Below are 22,723 nucleotides of genomic sequence, written 5' to 3'. Positions count from 1 at the left end.
TAAAGTAAATATTTTATAAAAAATAATTTAACTTTCCTATCATGGTTCACAATTTAAAATTCAATATAAGAATCCATTGATTTTTAGGCGTTGTGTAAAAACGCCTCCCAAAAACCCCCTCCAATTGGGGTTTTTTTATAGTTGAAACTTTTTTAAATCGGCTAAACCGCTGCAAACACATTACACAAAAGGATATTTTTTCACTTGTTAGATCCAAAAAAATATCAACATTAGCTATAGATATTTATATGGTTCTCCTTATTAAACTAAATGGATATAGTTTAATAAGGAGCTTGTCAATTCAAATTTAAATAAATGCTAACTGTGGGACAAAAAAGTAGTCATTTTAAACTTCAATTATTATAGGAAGAATCATTGGCTTTCTTTTTGTATGTTCATATACAAATTGTCCGAGTGTTTCTTTTATATTTTTTTTAAGAACATTCCATTGGCTAATATTCGCTTTTTGTGAATTGTTGACAGTTGTTACAACCAGTTGATTAATTTGCTTTAAAAAATCTTCTGAATCGCGCACATATACAAATCCACGAGAAATTGTGTCTGGACCAGAAATCATTTTCCCATCTGTTTTACTGAGAGTTATGACTATAACAAGCATACCATCCTCTGCAAGCTGTTTACGGTCACGTAAAATAATATTTCCAACATCACCAATACCCAATCCGTCTACATATACATTTCCTGCAGGTATTCGTCTAGTTTGATAAGCAACTTGGTTCTTTATATCAACAACATCACCATTATTCATAACAAAAATATTATCTTTTTCAACACCAACGGACTCTGCTAAAAGGCGATGATGATGTAACATTCTAAATTCCCCATGAATCGGAATGAAGTATTTGGGTTTCATTAAAGTAAGCATTAATTTTAGTTCTTCTTTATAAGCATGCCCAGAAACGTGCATCCCCGTTGAACTTCCTGTTCCATAAATCACATTAGCTCCTAATAAAAATAAATTATCTACAATACGCGAAACATTTCGTTCATTCCCTGGTATAGGAGTTGCAGCTATTATAACAGTATCTTCAGGGAGGATATCTACCTGTCTATAGTTGCCGCTAGCTAAACGAGCTAACGCAGCCATAGGCTCACCTTGACTGCCAGTACAAAGAATCGCTACCTTTTCTGGTTCCATTTGATTGATTTCATGTGCTTCAATTAACATTCCCTCTGGAATATTTAAGTATCCTTGCTCCAATGCAACAGATGCTACATTTACCATACTCCTTCCAAGCAAAGCGAGTTTTCGATTTGTTTTACACGCAGCATCTACCACTTGCTGTAAGCGATTCACATTAGAAGCAAAAGTGGAAAGAATAACTTTTCTACGCGCTTTCAGAAATGCTTCTTCAATATGTTCACCTACAAATCGTTCTGACGGAGTAAAGCCAGAACGTTCCGCATTTGTGCTTTCAGAGAGTAAAGCTAAAACACCATTACTTCCGATTTTAGCCATTTTATGGATATCTGGATATTGATTATTTACAGGAGTCAAATCAAACTTGAAGTCACCTGTATGTACTACTGTGCCTTCTGGCGTATGAAAAGAAATGCCAAGACAGTCAGGAATGCTATGATTCGTTTTGAAAAAACTTAAACTTATTTGTCCAAATTCAATTAACGATTCAGAGTCAATAACAAATAGATCTGTTACATTTTGAAGTTTATGTTCTTTTAATTTAACGTCAATTAAACCCAACGTTAAACGTGTTGCATAAATTGGCAGATTCAATTGTTTTAATATATATGGAATGCCTCCAATATGATCTTCATGTCCGTGTGTAACAACTAAAGCCCGAATCTTATCTTGATTTTCCTTTAAGTATGTGATATCAGGAATAATCAAATCAATTCCTAATAAACTTTCATCAGGAAACTTCGAACCACAATCAATTATCACAATGTCATTTGCATACTGTATAACATACATATTTTTCCCTATTTCATTTATGCCGCCTAAAGCAAAAATGGATAGTGTATTTTCTGCTGTGCTCAAAATGAATATCCTCCTTTTTTAAATCTGTATCCTGTAATTTGAAAAGCTTTATTAAAGTTCACTAGCTTTTAGTTTATATATTTTCCAACACATTCAAATTTATTATTTGTTATAAGATTACAATCCATCGTCATTAAGTTAAGACTATGTAAAAGTAATTTCCAAACACGCCGTTTAATCAAAAATTTCATGTCACAGAGGGCATTTAAAAGAGATTACTCATGGCGGCGCCGACGTAGTCATTGATTGCGTTGGTATGGACGAAAAAAATCACCTCTTGAATATCTTGAACAAAAATTAAAACTACAAGGTGGCACTCTTGGTCCTATTCAAATTGCTACGAAAGCCGTTCGGAAATGTGGAACTGGACAAATAACGGGTGTGTATGGAGGAAACTACGTTGCATTTCCTTTAGGGGCATTTTAGACAAGAAATATAAATATTAAAATAGGACAAGCTCCCGTCATTCATCTTATGCCGGAACTGTTTGAAAAAATAACGAATAATGAGTTTGATCCAAGAGAAATTATTACACATAAAATACCTCTTGAAGAAGCAAGTTATGGTTATCAAATTTTTAATAATCGTGAAGACAATTGCATAAAAGTCATTTTGAAACCATTGTAGCTTTGTAATAAAGTTTGATAAAAAGGACACAGCTAATCTTTATTAGATAGCAAACAAAAAAATCCATTTTGAAAAAAGATCGATCAAAATGGATTCTACAGTTTTGATATAGATGTGATTTTTATAAAAAAGTTTAATCATTTTAGGATTGGACATTATATACTAGCAAAAATGAGTAGTAGATATTATCACTATCTAAAAAAATGTTTTATTGCTTCAAGTTGTATTTTATGATTACATTCGTCACAGCAATATTTCCCTCTCGGATTTTCCTTGAATTTCTTATATTTTTCAGTTCCTTCATATACCCTAAATACATTTTTACAACAAAAACAAATAACCTCATAAAATATCATGTACTTCCCCCCTTCTCAGGGTGATACATTGGAACGTTAAAAATTATTTTTAAATATATTTTAACTATCCTATCAAGTTCCATTACTAAATGTCATAAAACATCCTTAAATTCCGCTCCAACCATTAAAGTTAAAATTTATTTCAAATAAACGTAACCACAGCAAGTGCAAAGCCGTCATATCCTTTGGAACCAACAGTTTGAAGTGCTGTTGCACTCACGCGTGGCTCAGTAGCGAGCAACTCATAGAATTGTCGTATCCCTTTTACACTCTGATCATCACCTGAATTTTCTAGCACTGCACCATCACGTACAACATTATCTCCAATAATTAAAGTACCTGGACGAGAAAGTTTCAGTGCCCATGCTAAATAATACGGATTATTCCGTTTGTCAGCATCAATAAAGATGAAATCAAATGGCTCATGTTTTTCATCAACAAGCTGCTGTAGTGTATTTAGCGCTGGCCCAAGACGCACCTCCACTATATCACTCAAATTAGCAAGCTTAATGTTAGAACGAGCCACTTCTGCATGCTTTGGGTCTGCTTCTAACGTAAGAAGACGACCATCTTTAGGTAATGCCCGCGCCAGCCAAATAGTACTATAACCACCTAACGTACCAATTTCTAATATAGTGCGTGCTCCTTGAATTTGCGCAAGCAATTGCAGGAATTTCCCTTGATTCGGGGAAACATCGTGCGCGGGTAAGCCAGAATCTGCGTTAACTTGGAGTACCGTATCAAGTACAGGATCAGACGGAACTAGTAAATCTGTTATGTAGCGATCTACCTCAGTCCATTTATTAGATATCCCCATATAAACTGTCCCCCTTGCAGTTCAACTGCTTAATTTATTATCTATAGAACTGTTACCATCCTAATCGATCACGAAGAGAAGTAATATGTGCAGTATGATGACGACCATGCCATGCGTAAAGCCCAATCGTTACACCTAATTTATTAGATCCTGATTCAGGATGATTAAACGTTTTTTCAAAATCATTATGTTTCATAAATCGCAGTAAAGAAACCCATCTCGTATGTAATGATTCTAAAAGTGCTAGGGATACGTCTATTGGTAATGTAGAATCAGGAAGCTCTGCCCATTTTTCTTCCATATACGGTTTAATCGTTGGATTATTTTCCGTCAGTGCCAATTTAAACCGAATATAACTATTCATATGACTATCTGCAATATGATGAACGACTTGGCGCACTGTCCAACCACCAGGACGATACGGCGTATCAAGCTGATTTTTATCTAAGTCTTTTACTGCTTGTGTTAATTCAATAGGAAGATTTTCAATTTGTTCTATCCAATTCTCTATTGTATCTTGTGTAATGTTCTCTTCATAAGTGAAATGACCGATTGGATAACGTAAGTCCATAGTTGTATTGCTCCCCTTCTTTGTTTTAATTAGAATGTTTCCAAATATAATGGATAAAATCAATTTTTTGGCCGTGTAACTCTGCTGTATTTTCATCAATTGAGATGCGTAAAAAAAGGTTCTTTTCTAATACTTTTTGAGAAGCAAAATTATTATTTGTTGTTTTCGCATGAATTTTAGTAACATGATAGTTTGTTGCTTCATCTAAGAGGAGTTTTACAGCTTTAGTTGCAATACCTCTTCCAACATATTTTTCTCCTAATCGATAGCCAAGATACCCGAATTCTTTATCTTTCTCAATATCTACTAAATTGATTCTCCCGACAATTGTTCCTGCCTGATTTCTTATTAGGTGAAAATATGAAATACCTTCAAGTTGTTCTTTTAATAATTCATAAAATATCTTTTGAAACGTTTCATATGTATAGTAATCTTCACCACGACTAGGCAACATCTTTTCGAAAAAAGACCGGTTACTACATTCAAAAGCAAACAATTCTTCTGCATCTTGTTCCTTTAACTTTTCTATGTAGACTTCCATTCGATAACCATTCCTTTTCAACATCAATCAACTATATACATTTGCTATTTCGTCACAAAATCCTGCTGAAAAAAAAGGCTACTTTCCTCGACTCATAAATATAGCAAACAGTACTTTTGGATGAAAAAGATGTAAGGGACTGCGAATTAAATTCATAACATTAACCAATCGAATATAAATTTCCGGATTAAAAGCAGAAAGACGATATACCTTTTTGGTGTACCACTGTTTAAATGGTTGCATAAGAGGTCTGTCCCCTTTAATGTTCGAAACGCGAAATGCTTCTGTTGTAGTCATTTCCCACGGCGTTGCTATCAACTCCGAAATACTCTTATGAAATTTGTAGGTGAAATCTTTTTCGAGATGTTTATTTTCCCGGAGACATCTTTCCAACTCTAAAGCTTCCATTGCAGCGACTGAAATCCCTTGTCCAAAAACGGGATCAAAACGGCAATGAGCATCTCCAATTACTAAAAAACCTTCCGGAACATGTCTTATTAAGTCAAAGCGGCGACGCACTTGATAAGGAATTTTATGTATTCTTATATCCGAAAGAGGCTCTGCTATTTCAAGAAAACTTCGCACATCAGGGACCGGTAATTTCTGAGCATAAGCAAAAAATTCTTCATCAGTTTGCGGAGCACGCTCATTTGCGTAACCGCTAAAAGTTACATAAAAACGATCGTCTTCAATTGTTTGAATAAGAGCACCATAAGGGTTTTCAGGAAAACTAGGAGAAACAAGAAGGTTACACCAATCTAGCCGTTCTTTTGTTTTTAAACGAAATACTCTAGTAGCATAAAATAGTTGAATCCATACTTTTTCCTCTTTAACCTGTATACCATGTGTTTGTAACCACTCTACACTCTTTGACCCAAACCCGCTTGCATCCACAACTACATTTGCATGAATTTCTTCTTCTGCACCTGTTTCAAGGTTTTTCACTCGTACTCCGTATACTTTATTATGCTCTTCATCTAGCAAAATTTGTTCAACCATCATTCTATATCTAGTTACAATATTAGCTACTTGATCAATTCGTCTTTTTAAATGCCACTCAAACATAGGACGGCTTTGTTGAACCATGGTTAAATCTCCTGTAAATTGTGGTTTCCAACAACCAAAATGATGCCACTTCACATCTTGTGTAAAATTACTTACAATACTTTGATCCTCAATTAATTGCGAAATAATTTGAGGAAATAATTCCTCAATTGCTTCTTCTCCGCCTTTTAATAAAACATGTGGATGATAACTTTGCGGCACTCTCTTTCTAGGAGTCTTTTCCGTCCATTCTTCACCTATTTCTAAAATTATTACTTTCTGAAAAGAATGAGATAAAGCCTTTGCAGCAAGTTTTCCAGCAATGCTGCCTCCAATTACAATCGCGTTCTCCAATATGTTGCCCCCTATCTACCTTTTCACTATTTCTCTATCAATTTTACTACTTTAAAACCTCTCAATGGGACATAACGGATTTAAAAATCCTGTATCATAATATTAATACAGGATTTTAATTTCTAGTGATATTTCATTCATCTTTACTTTTCATAACAAGAATCGCATGCGCAAATAATCCACAAGCAATCCCAATAAAAATTCCGATGTTAGGCTTTTCTAATAACATTCCACCTGCTAAACCTAACATAAAGAATCCCCCATAAAATAACCTTACCATTTCCTCATATTTTTTCATGTTCCTTCTCCCTTAAAATACACCAGTAAATTGTAAGGTAAGAATGAGAAGTCCAAGAGCCCATACATAATACGCAAATGTTTTTAAAGAATGATGTTTTAAATATTGAATCATCCATGAGACGGCAATATATCCAAAGAATGCTGCAGATAGTGTACCAACAATAAGTGACGTGTTAGAGATTGCTTCTGCTTTACCTTGAAAAACATCGACTAACTGTAAAATAATTGCCCCAACAATTGCAGGTGTTGATAATAAAAATGAGAAATAGGCTGCTGTTTCACGATCTAATTTTCTCCAAAGTGCTGCGACGATTGTCATGCCTGAACGAGATATCGCTGGAAAAATAGCAAATGCTTGAAACGAACCAATAATAAATGCGTCTTTATATGTTATATTGTCCATCTTCTTCCGTCCGCTTTTTTGTTTCTCTGCCATATATAAGAATAAACCTGTCACTAAAAATTCCCATCCAATCGTTATACCTGTTTTTGAAATCTCTTCAAAGAAATCTTTAAATAGTAAACCAATTACAACCGCAGGAATTGTTCCAATAATCAATAAGTACGTTAATTTTGAGAATGGATTTTTTATTAAATAGAGAAATTCTTTTTTATAGTAAATAAAAACTGCTAATAACGTCCCTATATGAAGCATCGTATCTAAAAAGAGCCCTGCCTCATCTAAACCAAAAAGGTGCCTTCCTAAATACAAATGACCGGTACTGCTAATTGGTAAAAACTCTGTTAAACCTTGAATAATTCCTAGGATAAAGGCTTCTAACCAATTCATGATTGTCTCCTTTCAAGTTTGCTTGTACCAGTATATGTTTGTACTTTTTTAGTTATGTAAAGTTACTCGTTTTTAATAGATTCTTATACCAAATGAAAATAATGTGATTTAGAAAGCAAAGTGATAACAATTGACAATGAAGAACCCATAAAGATAATATAAATGCATAGATAAGAATATATGTTCGTTTTGTAAAAATGAACAATTCTTTGTATTTAATAAAAGGAGTGAATAGAAAATGGAAATCTCAAATCAAAAAATTACTACCTTCTTAATGTTCCCTGGAACAGCCGAGGAGGCAATGAAACATTACACTTCTATATTTGATCAATCAGAAATAATAAGTATTTCTCGTTATGGAGCGAACGAAGCCGGCGCGGAAGGGACTGTGTTACATGCTACATTTTCATTAAAAGGACAACAATTTATGTGTATTGATAATAGTAATAAAGATGTACATCAATTTACTCCCGCTATGTCATTGTTTGTCTCTTGTGATGCGGAAGAAGAAATTGATCGAGTTTTTGATAAATTATCTCAGGATGGCGCGGTATTAATGCCGTTAACTGCTTCTCCTTGGAGTGCAAAATTTGGTTGGGTCCAAGATAAGTATGGTGTTTCTTGGCAATTGAATCTTGGAAAAATGGAGTTTTGAAATAAAGTTCAATCAAAAATATTTCTCAAACTCTCATATTACGTCAAAACAAAAGAATCCATTTTGAAAAAAGATTGATCAAAATGGATTCTCTTATTAGAAATCTAAATTTAGTTTTATAAAAGGCTCTGTTAAAGAACAGTGTTGATAATATACCATGAATTAAGGGAACTCATTAAAAAGTTCCCTTAATTCGCATTTTTAGAATATTATGTATTACTTCTGAATCGTTTGCCACCATTTAGGAAGCACCGCATGTATTGAATAGAACTCCGTCTTTAGTAACCCTGATTTAACAGCAGGGTCGTCTTTGATAAGAGCATGAACTTGGTCTTCTTCCTCTACTTCAATAATTCCCAGCCCATACCCGCCTTTTGGGTCAAAAACGGGTCCGAACACAATGGCGATTCCCTTTTCAGCCTTGTCTGCCCAATAAGCTATGTGCTGTTGCATGACCGTTCTTTCTTCTGCTGTCATATCCTGTTGAAAAGTTGGTCTTGGCGAAAATGACTTTAAAACATAATGCTTTTTATCTTTCATAGTATTACTCCTTATAAAAATAATTATTTACATATCTTATTACAATTGTTCATTTATTTGATTATACATAGATTGCTTCTCTAACTCTAAAACCCTTTAACTTTGTATCAAATAGTATTATTATACCTAACTTTGCAGGTAAGTTTCTCACGTTTTCTATAAAAATTTGCCGAATTACAAATTATTCATCAAACCTTGGCTGTGCAAACCCCATTCTACACATTGACCAATTAAATGTTGTTTTTTGAATTTCGTCATAAATATCCCACAAATTATTTACTAAACGTAATTCAACATTACGTTTAAACAGTTCTTGAAATAAATTAGCTACTTCCAATTTAGCAATTGGAACTTGTGTTGTTTCACTTATATAATAGCCAGCATTCTCGTCTTGAAGTGTGAATTGCTTTGTATCAAATTCATACAAGTATAATTTCGTATTTTTCATTGTTTCAAACCATTTGTTTTCAATAGCTACTACATGTGAACATGATTTTGATGATATATATGTTTGCTTGTCGATTTCAGATGTATTTGGTCCAATATGATAGCAAACACGCGGACAATTTCTGGGCGTCAAAAAGTTAGGTAAGCATTTATCATCTATTGCCCATACAAGCCCTTTCGTTGGATCTAAGTCTGTTCGAGTAGGGATTCGGGGCTGAAATACTTGAATGTGACTCTCTTCACTTACATGGAATATCCGCACACGCTTCTCTCCTTAAAATGCTTTTTATTCAAATCTTCACCTTAGATTAGCTTACTCAGCAACATCTTTTCTCTATACTGAACATTTTTATTAATCTTTGTTTTATTATCAAGACCTAAGTCGTAAAAAGGCATATAAAATATAAGTACTACTAAGAGGCCCCAACTAAAATGACCTCGGCGCAATACCGAGGTCATTTTTCACAGAACTTTTTATTTAAAAAATACTTTATCTACATTATACTTTGCTTGAAGTTCATTAATAATATATGTTTCGTAAATTTCTCTTTCCATCGGATCTTCTACGATACATGCATCAATTCGATATACTTCATCTCTATGTGCTTTGATTGGTGAAACAGTATCTTCAAAATGCTTTTTAATTCTTTGTCTTAATTTACGTGCTTTTCCAACGAATAAAAGCTCGTCATTAATATTATAAAACATAAAAATGCCGCCCTTATCTCTCGGAATTAAATGAAAATCAATAAACCCGCTAATCGGAGTTATTATTGGTTCATCACCTTTTATTACTTGCTTACGCTCTGTAATCGTAACGTCTGGAGTTGGTATCTCAATTTTGATCACTATAAGTCACGTCCTTTTTTGTTATAAAGGAAAATAGTATCACAATTATGTAAAAAAAACCATTATAATATTATCCCATGTATATATAATATATGTGGGATGAATAAAAGGCTCTCTCTTTTCAATGAAAACTCACGAATTATTTGAGGAATAGAATCTCAGGCCTCAGAAACATTCATATAACGTTTTTGTTTTGCTTCATTTCCTCTACTTTGCGCTTGCGAGCTAACAATTTGATAAGTAGCTGTTATTAAAAATAGTATAAGTATGTAATGATACCTCTTAAAGTAAAAAAGATGCTAGATAGCATCTTTTTTACTTTAACTAACTATTTAGTTATATTTTTAGCTAAATTACTTTTATTTTTTCCATATAACATATAAATAACTAGTCCAATAAGCATCCAAATTATAAAGCGAATCCATCATTTGAGATTAAGAATAAGTAAGAGTTCGTCATTGCAATTCCAAATGTATCTGCTTCGCTTCAAAATAAAGAACTTGAATAAATCTTTTCATATCAATACGAGTAGGTAATGTTGGCTCATTATTCAATTCTGTCATCTTTCTCCTTACGATTGTAAAATCAAAAAACCTTGAAGCATAATTTTCGAACTTCGGGTTTAAAAAATCAGTAAGCCCAAGTGATGCTAAATGGTTTAATGATTGGTAAATTGCCCTCCGGATCCGTTGTTTGGAGGCTTCAATGGATCTTTTTAATTCGGCCTCTTCGATTGATTCTCCAAGTTTTGTTTGAGCTAAATTCATAAAAATCTCTCTTAGAGAGGGAAAACCTTGTTCAAACGTTTTGTCTTGTTCATATTTATATAAATACTCCAACATGTCCATTAAATCTTTACTTCCGCTTTCAGTAGCTATCCCTAATTCGGATAGAAGAAAATGAATGGAATTTCGAAAATGGCTGGAAGTACTTATATGTTTTTCATTAAGGTATTTTTCCTGCGGACTTTGATAGATATCCAATTTAAGCACCGTATTGAGCGATTCGTGAATGTTTTTTATCGATTTTTCCAATTGGATTCGTTCGATGACTTTCTGAACGACTGTTAATACTTCAATTCGGTTAATCGGTTTGATAATAAAGTATTCAACACCAAGCGAATACGCTTCAGCAATTAATTCTTTTGATTCTACTTGAGAAACCATGATGATTTTTCCTTTGAATGACGGTTTTATTTGACGAATCGTTTTTATTCCATCTTGAATCGGCATTAACAAATCGATAAATAAAATGTCTATATTTTTCAAGAATAGCATTTGTTGATCTACCAATGAGCCATTCTCAGCTTCTCCTACAACCTCTCCAAGATCTTCATCCTCGATAATTTGAGCCAACATTAAGCGAACCGCTTTCTCATCATCTACTATATAAAAATTCATAGAATCACCCTTTCCCAATTATGTGATCAATCCCCAATCTAATTATAAAAATCGATCCTTTCTCTTCGGGTCTGTCCTCAAACGTAACATCACCTTCAAGTTGTTCGACCATTTCTTTTACATACGATAGTCCGATACCTGTCGATGCGTTACCAGCGTCATCATATTTAGAAGTAAACCCAGGTTCGAAAATTGACTCTTTATACTTTGAGGAAATACCAGGACCGTTATCTCCTATTCGAAATTCAACCAAATCATGCTCTTTATTAATGTCAATTGTGATGGTTCCCATATCTTGGATAGCTTCTACAGCGTTTGCAACAACATTGTTTATAATTGATAAAATTGTGTAAATATGATAGTGAGGATGCACACCATCAATCTTGTACACAAATTGGATGTCTTTCTCTAGTAAACGAGCGTATTTCTCGTTTGCTCGTACGATGATGTTTACCAATTCATATATGGACATATAATCAGTAAAACTTTCATCAGAAATCAGCTTTGAAAGTCCAGCAAAAATACGTTGGTTATCCTTTTTAATATCATGGACTTCACCAGCGATTTTCAATGCATGCTGCCGTAAATCCTCCACCTGAAAGTTCATCTGGCCATTCTCTAAAGAGTCTAAACTTTTATATAAATCATAAGATTTTTTTGTTATATTTTCAGCATCTTGCAACGTTTTTTTTAAATGAACAGCATCTTCATATAAATTGGAAATGAGCATGAGCATGTGTTCATTTTGTTTTTTTATTTGCCTCTCCCTCGACTGTGCTTCATACAGTTTCATCATATTGAAGAAGCTTAGAACTATAAAACTGTGGGAAAATGCGACAACGATTATCTCATATAGTGCCTCTGGTGTAATAGTTGTTTTTAATACGAAATATTGAATCATTAATTCCACACAGTCCGATAATATTTCGATGATGAAGCCAATAAACCCAATCATCAATGGTTGGTGATGAAAGCGTTTGATTTTTGCTAAATAAAAGAGACAAGAATAAGTAAAATAAAAGAAAAAACTAGGATATTGGATATGAAAAGAAGATATCCAATCCATATTTTCCTGTGTGATGAGGTCTATCAGGATACGAAATTCTACAACTACCATTCCTGTTAAAGAACCCGGTAAAAATGCTGGCATTCGCCGAAATAATAACAAAAAAAAGAAAAATGTTGGTGCACCAAAGCTCATTCGAAACGTCTCATTAAAGGGGAAAAACTTTATTTCACCTGCTAAAGGTACTGTAAATATCATCAGAACCAGAATATAAATGTCTTTTTTTACCAAATTACTGAGATTCAAGATTATCACTTCCCAATTTTGACTAACAATCAGTATACAAACCCGTTGACATTAATACAACACTTACTCTATTTTTTATAAAGACTATATATCAGATATAAACGAAAGAATCGAAAATTGCGAGTATTCTCGATATTCTTCAACTTTAAAATGGGAAGGTACTATGTAACGCAAAAATGTTCAGACACATTATACGGTCTGAACATTTTTGTGTTCGTTCTGACACCAAAACATCCTTGATGTTTTTTAGAAAATACTTAAATCCCATTCTTTTGCAATACGTTTCAATAACATAACTCCTGGTAAACTATTCCCACATTCATCAATAGCTGGTCCATAAATACCAATACCACATCCATCTGAAAACGGTAGTTCGCTCTTTAGCCTTGAGGGGACGAGTGTCATAATCCCTCCGGACACCCCACTTTTAGCTGGCAATCCGATGAAAGCAGCAAATTTGCCAGAGGCATTGTACATTCCACAAGTGAGCATTAATGCTTTTGTTAATCTAGCTACCTCTTTAGGTAGGACTTGTTCTTTACGAATAGGATGATATCCATCATGTGCAAGTATGAGTCCTATTAAAGCTATATCCTCTGTATTTATTTCTATAGAACATTGTTTCAAGTAAACCTCTAGTGCTTCCTCCACATCCGATTCTAAAAAACCATTCTCCTTTAAATAATGTGCTAAAGCTCTATTTCGATGGGCTGTTTGCCATTCAGATTGAAACACTTTTTCATTAATGACGGGACGCTTCCCTATCATTTTTTCGATTAATGCGTAAAGAGTTTCTAATTTTTCTTGTGCCGACGTTCCTGGCAGAAGCGAAGCTACCGAAATCGCTCCGGCATTAATCATAGGGTTAAACGGCTTTCCAGGTTTATGCATCTCTAAACGAATTATCGAGTTGAAAGCATCTCCAGTTGGTTCTACATCAACCCGCTCTAACACATAAGTAATACCTCGGCTTAAACAAGCCGCTATAAAGCCGATTACTTTTGATATGCTTTGTAAGGTGAAAGGTACGTCCCAATCCCCTGACTTTATCATTGTTCCATCTGGCTCTACTATACAAATACCTAATTGCGATAAATTTATCTTTCCTAAAGCAGGAATATAACTGACATTTTGTCCTTTAGCAGCATAGGATCGATAATGTGCTATCCATTGATCTAAGCAAGCTTTCTTTTGACTCTCAACTTGAACGCTATACTCCTTTATCATTTAACCATATTCCCCCGTCCTATTAATTTTATATAGTATAAATTTTTCTTTAAAAGATTTATAAAGAATAGAAAAAAGTGCAAGAAAACACTGTCAAGACGGTCACCTTTCTTTATAGATTGATAGGTAATAGCACATTCAAGTTTTATATAACCTAACCAATTATAAGCTATATTACTCTCAAGGGTAATTCAATGCGGCCAAATCAAAGACAGCTGTTTTTTCTTATTCTATCGATATAAGCAGCTAAGCATATATTCACTTGATAGACCTGTGATGTTTGAGAAATCGTTTTAAAGGAATCGACCAGTACTCTCGCTGTTTTTCAGGTCCCTCTTTTCAAGATCTTAATATAGTTGCAATATATTAAGGTCTTTTACTATTTTGCATCTGTTAGTTAACAATTTTTTTGCACTAGAACCAAGAAAGATATTCAGACATATTGCAGTCCGAATATCTTTCTTATTACATACTTTTCTTTTCTGAAGTTGAAGCATCCTGATAATGCTCCCAACATTCAACGTTTTCAATTCCTTTAATGCTGTCTTTATAAAAAATAGGATCTTTACCAGCTTTTTTCTGTTTCATGTAATCATGTAACGCAGCAAAGGCTGTTTTTGATAGGAATGTAATAGCAATTAAATTTATAATAACCATAAAGCCCATAAATAAATCCGCTAAATCCCATACAAATTGGATCTTTGCAACAGAACCGAATACAATCATGGCTAACACGCTTATTCGGTATACCATCAACCATACTTTACTATTGTTTAAGAATCGAATATTTGTTTCTCCGTAATAATAGTTACCAATTAACGCACCGAATCCAAATAGGAAAACAAAGATAGCAAGACAGCCTGACGCCCAAGAACCGATGTGTTCACTTAATGCTGCTTGTGTAAGTGCAATACCAGTTAGATCTGGTTGTTTGTATGCATCAGAAAGTAAAATAATAAATGCTGTGCTTGTACAGATAATCAGTGTATCCGTTAATACGCCAAATGCTTGAATAAGTCCTTGTTTCACTGGATGGCTTGTTGTTGCCGTTGCGGCAACGTTTGGCGCACTTCCCATACCAGCTTCATTAGAGAATAAACCACGTTTAACTCCATTCATGAGCGCTGCGCCGATTGAACCGCCCGCTATTTGTTTAAAGCCAAATGCGTTTTGAACAATAAGAGAAAGAACTTCCGGCATTTTTGTTATATTCGTAACTACAACAAATAATGCAACACCAATGTATAACACCGCTAGGAACATTACCTTGTATTCAGCCATTTTTGCAATACGCTGCACACCGCCAAAGATAATCGCAGCGAAAGCAATTGCCATGATAATCCCTACAGTTAAACGATCTGTACCGAATGAGTTCTCAAAAGCAAGTGTAACGGTATTTGATTGGACAGAATTGAATACAAGACCGAAAGTAATCGTAATTAAAATGGAGAATAATACTCCCATCCAACGTTTGTTCAATCCTTTTTCCATATAATAAGATGGACCGCCGCGGAAACCATTTTTATCTTTTACTTTATATATTTGCGCTAACGTACTTTCAACAAAGCTGGATGCTGAGCTAATAATAGAAATAATCCACATCCAGAATACTGCTCCAGGACCGCCTAATGCAATCGCAATCGCAATTCCTGTGATATTTCCCGTTCCAACGCGAGCGGCCATACCAATACAGAACGCTTGAAATGGAGAAACTTCGTCTTTAGAACCAGCTTTCCCTTCCATTAACACACGGATCATTTCCTTTAACATTCGAAACTGTACAAATTTCGATTTAAATGTGAAATAAATTCCGCAAGCAACAAGCATAATAATTAACAATTTAGACCACAGAAAATCATTTGTTAATCCCAATAGATCCGACAAAAATTGTTCCATATCATCACCTCATATTAAAATTTAGTAGCCTCTAATCCATATAAAATAATTTTAATTTTCCGGCACGACTAAACTCGTCTCATATACACATGTAACACAGGTAAAAATTTTCTGTGAAAAATGGTATTTCCTCATTTATACGAATATCCGTAACATGTAACCGTACAGCTGACATCTTAAAGGGCCTGACGCTTCTACATGTGAATGCTCTAGCTCCTCCTGCAAAAAAATAGTTTTTATCCTAAAATGTGGCTGCACCATCATACTTGTTCCGTATGCCGGATTTTTAAATTGGACTTATATAGATCCTTTTTGTCTCTTTTTATTATTTGTACAGGTAATTAAACAAATTTTCCGAAAATACAAATAATTTTAAGCGCTTTCATATTTGTTCTAGAATAATGTCTCTTTAGTTTATAAATTAAAGTTTCTTAGAAAAGCACTTGACTGCTCTGGTATTCCCCTCTAAATCAATACATGATATCAGTAGATCTACTCCCTTCACTTGTCTTCAAATTTTTACACCAGAACTTTCATTAATTTATAATCAACACTACAGAATCTCACCAAAAAATACATGGTTTTACAAAAAAGATTTTTTAAATATCAGAAAAGTGATTTTGGTGCAAAAACTTCAAAAAAATTGCAATCAATCTCTAAACCTTCAACATACTGAAATTATTATTCTGAAAAGAGTATGTGATTAGTATGGAAAAATAAATCTTGTTGAGCTAAAGGTTGCCTTATTTGAGGAAGTTAGTAGAAGAGTCGAATACTAACTAAGGGAATTGACTATTTTAAACTGAAATTAGTTTAACGTTGAAGACCCGCGTTTTTCTGACATATCCCACAAAGGATTCAGCATGTTTGTATCATTTTAAACAACTATATAGCAAAAATATATAATAAGCCGATGATTCCTTAGTGTAGGAATCATCGGCTTTCTTCATGACGAAATTACTGACTTAGCGTACGAAATTAGCGTTTTGTTGGCGCTATCCCATGCCCATCAAGTTAAGAAATTAATTGTTCTCCAAAACGAAAAAAATGATCCAAATTCTCATAAATAACTGTAAAAAGGTAAAATTTTCGTTATGGGAGTGTCTCAAAACATTAGCTTGATGGGTATGTATGGTGACACTCTACTAAGAAAAAATATTATTTCCACATATTACAGATTGTAATTGTGATTTTTTAATTTATACTTTTTGTATAAATTAAAAAATTTGTATTATCAATTATAAATTATACAGAAATAACAACTACTCAGCTATACCTTTAATTTAGGAGTTTCATAGGCGGAAATTCGGTCTATTTTTTTGTCTACAACACAAACATGTGCGATACACTATATCTTGTGATAAAACAAGTAAACATATTTTTTAGTAAATGTTTCTAACCATCTTATATCTTCATGAGGTGACTGAATAGTTACCAGAAATATGTATATAAGTTACGGATTAGGGTTGAATTTTTAGGAGGTTTAAATGAGAAAAATATTACCAGGGGCCATTTCATCTCATACCCAGTATGGGTATTTAAAGGTACCGAAAAATGTCAGAAGTCAGTGTCCTAAATGTGGTAAACCAAGTGAATTTACGTTAAAAACGAATTTTTACCAAGTTACAAAAAGAGGATTATTCGCAGAAGGGCTTTGTTTTGAATGTCAAAAGACATCAGAATTTGTGATTATGTTTAATGATTATCCGGATCAAATAAATAAAGAAGTAGAAGTGTATATTTATAGTCCTTCGGATTTAAGAGATCCTTTAGATCAGCTCGAACGCAATAAACATATCCCTATAGACCTTGTTAGGGCATATCGCTCTACTTTAAATGTCAGTCAATCAAAAGATAATTCTGCTACTGCAGTACTGTCAAAACAAGTTCTTGAAAGTGTCCTCAAACATTTTCTTGGAGAGAAAAGTAATGGACAGTCTCTTTCCCAGCAATTTGAGCAATTGCCAAAATATATCGATTTAACTAAACCGATTCAAGATGTTGGCAACCTCGTTCATCCGGAAAGTCCTTTTTATGGGATGCTTGAATTGAAACAGGAAATTGATGATGAAGCAGTAGCTTTGTTAACAGAATTATTAGAAGTCCTTATCGAATATTTATTTGTGTTGCCTGAAAAAATCGAATCAGTACATGATAAGATTGAACAGAAATTTAAAAAGGTGTAGCATGTACATTTTAATGTTTTTATACGCTAAAAGATTTTCGAACAACAATAGCATGATTTCAATTGGGATTTTAAATTAAAGATAAGTTTTGAGACACCATTTAAGCTATTTTTAGCTTATTTTACTTAGCGTATATTTTCGTTAAAATGTGGACGGTGCGCCAGTGCCATCAACCTAACAAAATTAAATACCCCAAAACAAAAAAATATTCCACATTATATGTGATAAAAAAAGGATAGATAAAATAGAAACCTTATCTATCCTTTTCTGTATTACAAATACTTAAGTTTGCTACTTCTTACAGAAAAAAACTGAATCAGTTTTTAAATGAACATAGTAATAAATAATGATAATAGGTATAAATGAAGAAAAAACAAGGGACCTTTACATCTGTCCTTTTACTTCTTATCCCCGAATCTGTCCATTCCCACGAATCACATATTTTGTGGAAGTCAATGCAGATAGCCCCATCGGTCCCCGCGCGTGCAGCTTTTGCGTGCTGATGCCGATTTCTGCGCCGAAGCCAAATTCAAAGCCGTCAGTAAAGCGGGTCGAAGCATTATGGTAGAGCGCCGCGGCATCGACGGACGTGAAAAACTTACTGACGTTTTCCTCGTTCTCTGTAATGATCGCTTCGGAATGCATGGAACCATAAGCATTGATGTGGCGAATCGCTTCTTCAACAGAGGAAACGATTCTGACTGCCAGCGTAAGAGACAAAAACTCTGTTTCCCAGTCTTCTTCTGAAGCGGGTACAAGAGAAGAATCAATTGCCAATGCTTTCTTATCTCCACGAAGCTCCACTCCTCTTTTCTTCAAGAAAGAAAACAGCTCGGTACCGAATCGCTGCGCCCAATTCTCATGAAGTATAATTGTTTCAATAGCATTGCATACAGACGGACGCTGTGTTTTGGCGTTTACGATAATATCGAATGCCATCTGTTTATCTGCTGTTTCATCAATGAAAATGTGACAATTTCCCGCACCTGTTTCCAATACAGGAACAGACGCTTCTCTCACTACAGTATCTATCAACTGCTTGCCACCTCTTGGAATAAGAACATCCAAGTACTCGTTCAATGTAAACAGCTGCTTTGCGCTGTCTCGTGAATTGTCTTCAATGAGCTGTACGCTTTCTGGAGGCAAGCTCGTTTGTTTGAGCGCTCGATGAATGACAGCGACGATGGCTTTGTTGGAATAAGCGGCGGAAGAACTACCACGCAAGATCACTGCGTTGCCTGTTTTCAAGCAAATTGTGGCCGCATCCACCGTCACGTTCGGCCGCGCCTCGTAAATCATCCCGACAACACCGAGCGGTACGCGCATCTCCCGAATAGACAAACCATTCGGCCGTTCCCATGCAGCTACACATTCTCCGACAGGATCGCGCAAATCAATTAGCTGCCGGATACCCTCTGCCATATCAATAATGCGCTGTTCATTCAGCATGAGGCGGTCGAGAAGAGAGGCAGACATTCCCTTCGCTTTACCTTGTTCGATATCCCGTTTGTTCTCCTCCAAAATATAGGATGTCTCTACTATCAATTGCTCAGCGACAGCCGCCAGTGCCTTATTTTTTTCATTAGTCGATTTGGCCACAAGCTCTCCAGCAATCTTTTTCGCTTTTTGTCCCTTTGCCAACACTTCATTCATTTTCGTTTCCCCCTTTTAAAGATTAAAAAGTATAAAATTCAAGACGTGTCCAACTCCGCCAACTAGGCACTACCATTCAAGACTCTCCTGTATAGATGTTAGTTGAATCAATCGGACGCTTAGAGCGAGAAAAGACAAACAGCGCCTTTTAGGACGAAGGACCCTGTTTTCTTCACTTGAACGTGCCATTTAAAATGAAACCCAATTATCCCTATGAATGACCTCATAGCTATGCCTTTCGCCTCGCGCTTGAATGTCATGGCTCTGCATACCTTTTAGCTCCTGCAATTCCTCTGCACCATATCTGCATTGTCCTTTCCCTATCACGCGTCCTTGTTGCGTGATGACCTCCACAACTTCACCGGATTGAAAGATTCCAAACACACCGGTAACACCGGCAGGCAGAAGACTTTTTCCACGCTGAATGATGGCAGCGGCTGCTCCGGCATCCACTTCGATTTGTCCGCTGACAAGCGAATGCAGCGCAATCCATTGCTTGTTCATCTTGATCGCTTTTTGAGGCGTATTGCCGATATATGTTCCATCACCTTTACCCTTCAAAACATCTGAAAACTTCTCTCGTCCACGTCCTGTTCCGATGAATACACTCACACCGAGAGATAGTGCCGTCTTTGCCGCATCGATTTTCGATTTCATGCCGCCGGTACCAAGTTTTGAGCCAGCATCTCCAGCAAGAGAGGCGATTTCTTCCGTAACGGCAGGGAGAAAGTAATACTTTTTTGCGTCCGGATTTTTCTGAGGATTTCGGTCATATAAACCGTTCACATCCGTAAAAATCATGAGCATATCCGCCGAGACAAGCCCGCTTACTAAAGCTGACAGCATGTCATTATCTCCAAACGTCAGCTCCTCCAAAGAAATAGAATCGTTTTCATTGATTATAGGAAGAGCGGATCGGTTTAGTAGCTCCGATAAAGTGGCGTAGGCATTGCTGTATTGTTCTTTTCTGGAAAAATCGCTTCTTGTCAGCAGAAGCTGCGCGGTAACAATCCCATATTTGCGGAATTCCTCCGTATACGCCTGCATCAACAGACTTTGCCCAACAGCGGCGGCAGCCTGCTTCCCTTTAATTGTCACTGGTCGGCTGGGATATCCGAGAGCGGAAAAACCTGCGGCGACGGCTCCAGATGTAATCAGTACGATTTCATGTCCTTCCTGCTTCAGTCGTGCCAAGGCGGCAACGTGATCTGAAAGCTGTTCGCCACAGATGCCACCATGATTCGCTGCCAAGGAACTGCTTCCGATTTTTACGACAATACGTTGTTTTTTCACTTTTGTACCCCCTAGTCTAAAATAAAAGTTTTTTTGTAAATTGTGCTGCTTCTTTTTTCAAATGGAGACAAACTATTCTTCTACCACGTGCAATTTGCAGCAAAGAACCTCTCACCAATGATGCCTATCTCGCAATAAAGAGCCAAATAAAAAAGACCGCTCCGCCCTTAAAAAAGGACGAAACGGTCTTTGTTCCGCGGTACCACCTTCATTGATATAAATCTATATCCGCTTGTCACCTGTAACGCAGGCATACGCCTAAACTTTCGTTTAGGACTCAGGGATAGGTTCGATAATTTCTATACGAGGAATCTTTCAGCCTGCGGATTCCACTCTCTTGCGCAAGAAGACATATGTACTAGTTCCCTTCAACGATTTTCACTTTAATTTTTATCTAGTATGCGATATAACACATTTTTATGTCAAGAGATATTTTAGAAAATAAGGAAGGCGACAGGTAGCAATCCTTTCAATTCCCCCTATTCATTATGCTATTGATAGTGATACGTTTATATTCTCCAAAATTATTTAAAATGTTATTGAGTGGTATATAACAAAAAATATTAAATTATAGAAAATGTACTTGTGTAGTGCAGAATAAAAATGATTTCTATATATTTTTTGTATTGCCAAAAATAATATACTCTCTTAAAATGTTTTTTTATACGAATCTCGATATAGTTTATAATGTTTATTTCTTATGTACGGGATATCGTTATTTTTTTAGAATAATAATTTCAAACCAATAAAATTTATACTAAAAGGAGCAAGAGCGAGTTATTATGAACAAACAAATAGGATTCATCGGATGTGGAAACATGGGTATCGCTATGATAGGTGGAATGATTAACAAAAATATAGTTTCTTCAGATAAAATAATTTGTTCAGATGTAAGTGTCATTAATTTAAAAAATGCTAGTGAAAAATATGACATAACTACAACTACTGACAACAATGAAGTAGCTAACAATGCTGATATTTTAATTTTATCAATCAAACCAGACCTATACTCATCAGTAATTAGCCAAATAAAAGAGCAGATAAAAAACGATGTACTAGTCGTAACTATTGCTGCAGGAAAAAGTATTAAGAGTACTGAGAATGCTTTCGGCAGAAAGTTAAAAGTTGTTAGAGTAATGCCTAATACACCTGCTCTTGTTGGAGAAGGAATGTCTGCGTTATGTGCTAATGAAATGGTTACAGAAAAAGATCTAGAAGACATACTAAATATATTTAATAGTTTTGGCCAAACAGAGATAGTAAACGAAAAATTAATGGATGTTGTAACATCTGTAAGTGGTTCTTCTCCAGCATATGTATATATGTTTATAGAAGCCATGGCAGATGCTGCTGTACTAGATGGTATGCCAAGAGCTCAAGCATATAAATTCGCAGCTCAAGCTGTATTAGGTTCTGCAAAAATGGTACTTGAAACAGGAATACATCCAGGCACACTTAAAGATATGGTTTGTTCGCCAGGTGGAACGACAATAGAAGCTGTAGCAACATTAGAGGAAAAAGGCTTAAGAACAGCTATCATTTCAGCTATGAAACGTTGTACTCAAAAATCTGTTGAAATGTCCAGTTTAACTAGTAAGTAAGAAATTACGTTTAGAGGTAACATCACATTCATCAATTTAAACTATTTTAAAGTTAAAAGCCTGTTACTATTTTCTTATAGGGGTACCGTAACATGGCCATCAAGCTAAGAAATCCTTTTCTCTTCACAACAAAAAAAGAATCTTAATTCATATAAATAGTTGTAGGAAAGGAAATTTTTTTGTTATGAATTATTTTATTTTTTAGGCTGATGGGCATGTGGTACTACCCCACATCCATCAACTT

Annotated in this window: 21 protein-coding genes, 2 pseudogenes and 1 other annotated feature; of the genes and pseudogenes, 4 read left to right on the top strand and 19 right to left on the bottom strand. The window is 35.1% G+C overall.

From position 1 onward, the window contains the following. Positions 1 to 346 precede the first annotated feature (346 nt). Complete coding sequence (locus CN326_RS21475; protein ID WP_098311010.1) at positions 347 to 2,020, bottom strand: ribonuclease J; 1,674 nt, start codon at positions 2,018 to 2,020, stop codon at positions 347 to 349. Positions 2,021 to 2,222: 202 nt separating this feature from the next. Between CN326_RS21475 and CN326_RS21470 the strand changes: the two are divergent. Next, positions 2,223 to 2,647 (top strand): annotated as a pseudogene (locus tag CN326_RS21470) (MDR/zinc-dependent alcohol dehydrogenase-like family protein); the annotation flags it as partial. Between the two features lie 191 nt (positions 2,648 to 2,838). Here the strand turns inward: CN326_RS21470 and CN326_RS21465 are convergent. The 7 genes from CN326_RS21465 to CN326_RS21440 form a co-directional block, all read right to left on the bottom strand. Continuing rightward, positions 2,839 to 3,003: a DUF2197 domain-containing protein gene (locus CN326_RS21465; RefSeq protein ID WP_098311009.1), complete on the bottom strand. Its 165-nt coding sequence runs from the start codon at positions 3,001 to 3,003 to the stop codon at positions 2,839 to 2,841. A 142-nt stretch (positions 3,004 to 3,145) separates the two neighbouring features. Then, positions 3,146 to 3,820, bottom strand: a complete 675-nt coding sequence (locus CN326_RS21460) for an O-methyltransferase (RefSeq protein WP_098311008.1) — start codon at positions 3,818 to 3,820, stop codon at positions 3,146 to 3,148. Between the two features lie 52 nt (positions 3,821 to 3,872). Beyond that, a complete protein-coding gene (locus CN326_RS21455) occupies positions 3,873 to 4,391 on the bottom strand; it encodes a YfiT family bacillithiol transferase (RefSeq protein ID WP_098311007.1) in 519 nt (172 codons plus the stop codon). Between the two features lie 25 nt (positions 4,392 to 4,416). Beyond that, positions 4,417 to 4,932: a GNAT family N-acetyltransferase gene (locus CN326_RS21450; RefSeq protein WP_098311006.1), complete on the bottom strand. Its 516-nt coding sequence runs from the start codon at positions 4,930 to 4,932 to the stop codon at positions 4,417 to 4,419. 78 nt (positions 4,933 to 5,010) lie between these two features. After that, positions 5,011 to 6,333: an NAD(P)/FAD-dependent oxidoreductase gene (locus tag CN326_RS21445; RefSeq protein ID WP_098311005.1), complete on the bottom strand. Its 1,323-nt coding sequence runs from the start codon at positions 6,331 to 6,333 to the stop codon at positions 5,011 to 5,013. Between the two features lie 130 nt (positions 6,334 to 6,463). Continuing rightward, positions 6,464 to 6,628, bottom strand: coding sequence for a hypothetical protein (locus CN326_RS24775; protein ID WP_176524732.1), 165 nt, complete (start codon positions 6,626 to 6,628; stop codon positions 6,464 to 6,466). 12 nt (positions 6,629 to 6,640) lie between these two features. Then, the gene (locus CN326_RS21440) at positions 6,641 to 7,420 is read right to left on the bottom strand and encodes an undecaprenyl-diphosphate phosphatase (protein WP_098311004.1); all 780 of its coding nucleotides are present in this window, start codon (positions 7,418 to 7,420) and stop codon (positions 6,641 to 6,643) included. 238 nt (positions 7,421 to 7,658) lie between these two features. Here CN326_RS21440 and CN326_RS21435 point away from each other — a divergent pair, with 238 nt between their 5' ends. Beyond that, on the top strand, positions 7,659 to 8,075 hold the full coding sequence (locus CN326_RS21435) for a VOC family protein (protein WP_098311003.1): 417 nt from the start codon (positions 7,659 to 7,661) through the stop codon (positions 8,073 to 8,075). A 216-nt stretch (positions 8,076 to 8,291) separates the two neighbouring features. On the opposite strand, the gene CN326_RS21430 is transcribed toward CN326_RS21435, so the two are convergent. The 9 genes and pseudogenes from CN326_RS21430 to CN326_RS21390 form a co-directional block, all read right to left on the bottom strand. Beyond that, a complete protein-coding gene (locus CN326_RS21430; RefSeq protein WP_098311002.1) occupies positions 8,292 to 8,615 on the bottom strand; it encodes a YciI family protein in 324 nt (107 codons plus the stop codon). Between the two features lie 181 nt (positions 8,616 to 8,796). Next, a complete protein-coding gene (locus CN326_RS21425; protein ID WP_098311001.1) occupies positions 8,797 to 9,324 on the bottom strand; it encodes a DUF6886 family protein in 528 nt (175 codons plus the stop codon). Positions 9,325 to 9,536: 212 nt separating this feature from the next. Further along, the gene (locus CN326_RS21420; protein WP_098311000.1) at positions 9,537 to 9,911 is read right to left on the bottom strand and encodes a nucleotide excision repair endonuclease; all 375 of its coding nucleotides are present in this window, start codon (positions 9,909 to 9,911) and stop codon (positions 9,537 to 9,539) included. Positions 9,912 to 10,000: 89 nt separating this feature from the next. Continuing rightward, positions 10,001 to 10,165, bottom strand: a pseudogene (locus tag CN326_RS21415) (Ger(x)C family spore germination protein); the annotation flags it as partial. 74 nt (positions 10,166 to 10,239) lie between these two features. Continuing rightward, a complete protein-coding gene (locus CN326_RS21410) occupies positions 10,240 to 10,332 on the bottom strand; it encodes an amino acid permease C-terminal domain-containing protein (protein WP_255258179.1) in 93 nt (30 codons plus the stop codon). Between the two features lie 34 nt (positions 10,333 to 10,366). Next, positions 10,367 to 11,311, bottom strand: a complete 945-nt coding sequence (locus CN326_RS21405) for a response regulator (protein ID WP_098310999.1) — start codon at positions 11,309 to 11,311, stop codon at positions 10,367 to 10,369. A 4-nt stretch (positions 11,312 to 11,315) separates the two neighbouring features. Continuing rightward, positions 11,316 to 12,632, bottom strand: coding sequence for a sensor histidine kinase (locus CN326_RS21400; protein ID WP_098310998.1), 1,317 nt, complete (start codon positions 12,630 to 12,632; stop codon positions 11,316 to 11,318). 237 nt (positions 12,633 to 12,869) lie between these two features. Next, positions 12,870 to 13,850: a glutaminase gene (locus tag CN326_RS21395; RefSeq protein WP_098310997.1), complete on the bottom strand. Its 981-nt coding sequence runs from the start codon at positions 13,848 to 13,850 to the stop codon at positions 12,870 to 12,872. 465 nt (positions 13,851 to 14,315) lie between these two features. Further along, positions 14,316 to 15,746 (bottom strand): alanine/glycine:cation symporter family protein, encoded by a 1,431-nt coding sequence (locus CN326_RS21390; protein WP_098310996.1) that lies wholly within the window; start codon positions 15,744 to 15,746, stop codon positions 14,316 to 14,318. A gap of 1,487 nt (positions 15,747 to 17,233) precedes the next feature. On the opposite strand from CN326_RS21390, the gene CN326_RS21380 reads away from it, so the two are divergent. Continuing rightward, positions 17,234 to 17,932 (top strand): hypothetical protein, encoded by a 699-nt coding sequence (locus CN326_RS21380; protein ID WP_098310994.1) that lies wholly within the window; start codon positions 17,234 to 17,236, stop codon positions 17,930 to 17,932. Between the two features lie 405 nt (positions 17,933 to 18,337). Here the strand turns inward: CN326_RS21380 and CN326_RS21375 are convergent, their stop codons facing one another. Both CN326_RS21375 and proB read right to left on the bottom strand, forming a co-directional pair. Next, the gene (locus CN326_RS21375) at positions 18,338 to 19,585 is read right to left on the bottom strand and encodes a glutamate-5-semialdehyde dehydrogenase (RefSeq protein WP_098310993.1); all 1,248 of its coding nucleotides are present in this window, start codon (positions 19,583 to 19,585) and stop codon (positions 18,338 to 18,340) included. A 189-nt stretch (positions 19,586 to 19,774) separates the two neighbouring features. Continuing rightward, on the bottom strand, positions 19,775 to 20,878 hold the full coding sequence (gene proB / locus CN326_RS21370; RefSeq protein WP_098310992.1) for a glutamate 5-kinase: 1,104 nt from the start codon (positions 20,876 to 20,878) through the stop codon (positions 19,775 to 19,777). A 170-nt stretch (positions 20,879 to 21,048) separates the two neighbouring features. Beyond that, positions 21,049 to 21,259: a binding site (T-box leader), on the bottom strand. 401 nt (positions 21,260 to 21,660) lie between these two features. Between proB and proC the strand changes: the two genes are divergently transcribed. After that, positions 21,661 to 22,479 carry a pyrroline-5-carboxylate reductase gene (gene proC / locus CN326_RS21360; RefSeq protein ID WP_098310991.1) on the top strand — a complete coding sequence of 273 codons (819 nt, stop codon included), beginning with the start codon at positions 21,661 to 21,663 and terminating at the stop codon, positions 22,477 to 22,479. The last annotated feature ends 244 nt before the right edge of the window (positions 22,480 to 22,723 follow it).

Origin of the sequence: Bacillus sp. AFS018417 (assembly GCF_002560985.1) — a bacterium.
GTDB classification, from domain to species: domain Bacteria; phylum Bacillota; class Bacilli; order Bacillales; family Bacillaceae_G; genus Bacillus_A; species Bacillus_A rhizoplanae.
This window is presented reverse-complemented; position numbering and strand designations above follow the sequence as displayed.

Coding starts and splice junctions, on each gene's coding strand:
- CN326_RS21465 (WP_098311009.1), bottom strand. CDS start 3,003: ATGATATTTTATGAGGTTATTTGTTTTTGTTGTAAAAATGTATTTAGG.
- CN326_RS21460 (WP_098311008.1), bottom strand. CDS start 3,820: ATGGGGATATCTAATAAATGGACTGAGGTAGATCGCTACATAACAGAT.
- CN326_RS21455 (WP_098311007.1), bottom strand. CDS start 4,391: ATGGACTTACGTTATCCAATCGGTCATTTCACTTATGAAGAGAACATT.
- CN326_RS21450 (WP_098311006.1), bottom strand. CDS start 4,932: ATGGAAGTCTACATAGAAAAGTTAAAGGAACAAGATGCAGAAGAATTG.
- CN326_RS24775 (WP_176524732.1), bottom strand. CDS start 6,628: ATGAAAAAATATGAGGAAATGGTAAGGTTATTTTATGGGGGATTCTTT.
- CN326_RS21440 (WP_098311004.1), bottom strand. CDS start 7,420: ATGAATTGGTTAGAAGCCTTTATCCTAGGAATTATTCAAGGTTTAACA.
- CN326_RS21435 (WP_098311003.1), top strand. CDS start 7,659: ATGGAAATCTCAAATCAAAAAATTACTACCTTCTTAATGTTCCCTGGA.
- CN326_RS21430 (WP_098311002.1), bottom strand. CDS start 8,615: ATGAAAGATAAAAAGCATTATGTTTTAAAGTCATTTTCGCCAAGACCA.
- CN326_RS21405 (WP_098310999.1), bottom strand. CDS start 11,311: ATGAATTTTTATATAGTAGATGATGAGAAAGCGGTTCGCTTAATGTTG.
- CN326_RS21395 (WP_098310997.1), bottom strand. CDS start 13,850: ATGATAAAGGAGTATAGCGTTCAAGTTGAGAGTCAAAAGAAAGCTTGC.
- CN326_RS21390 (WP_098310996.1), bottom strand. CDS start 15,746: ATGGAACAATTTTTGTCGGATCTATTGGGATTAACAAATGATTTTCTG.
- CN326_RS21380 (WP_098310994.1), top strand. CDS start 17,234: ATGAGAAAAATATTACCAGGGGCCATTTCATCTCATACCCAGTATGGG.
- CN326_RS21375 (WP_098310993.1), bottom strand. CDS start 19,585: ATGAATGAAGTGTTGGCAAAGGGACAAAAAGCGAAAAAGATTGCTGGA.
- proC (WP_098310991.1), top strand. CDS start 21,661: ATGAACAAACAAATAGGATTCATCGGATGTGGAAACATGGGTATCGCT.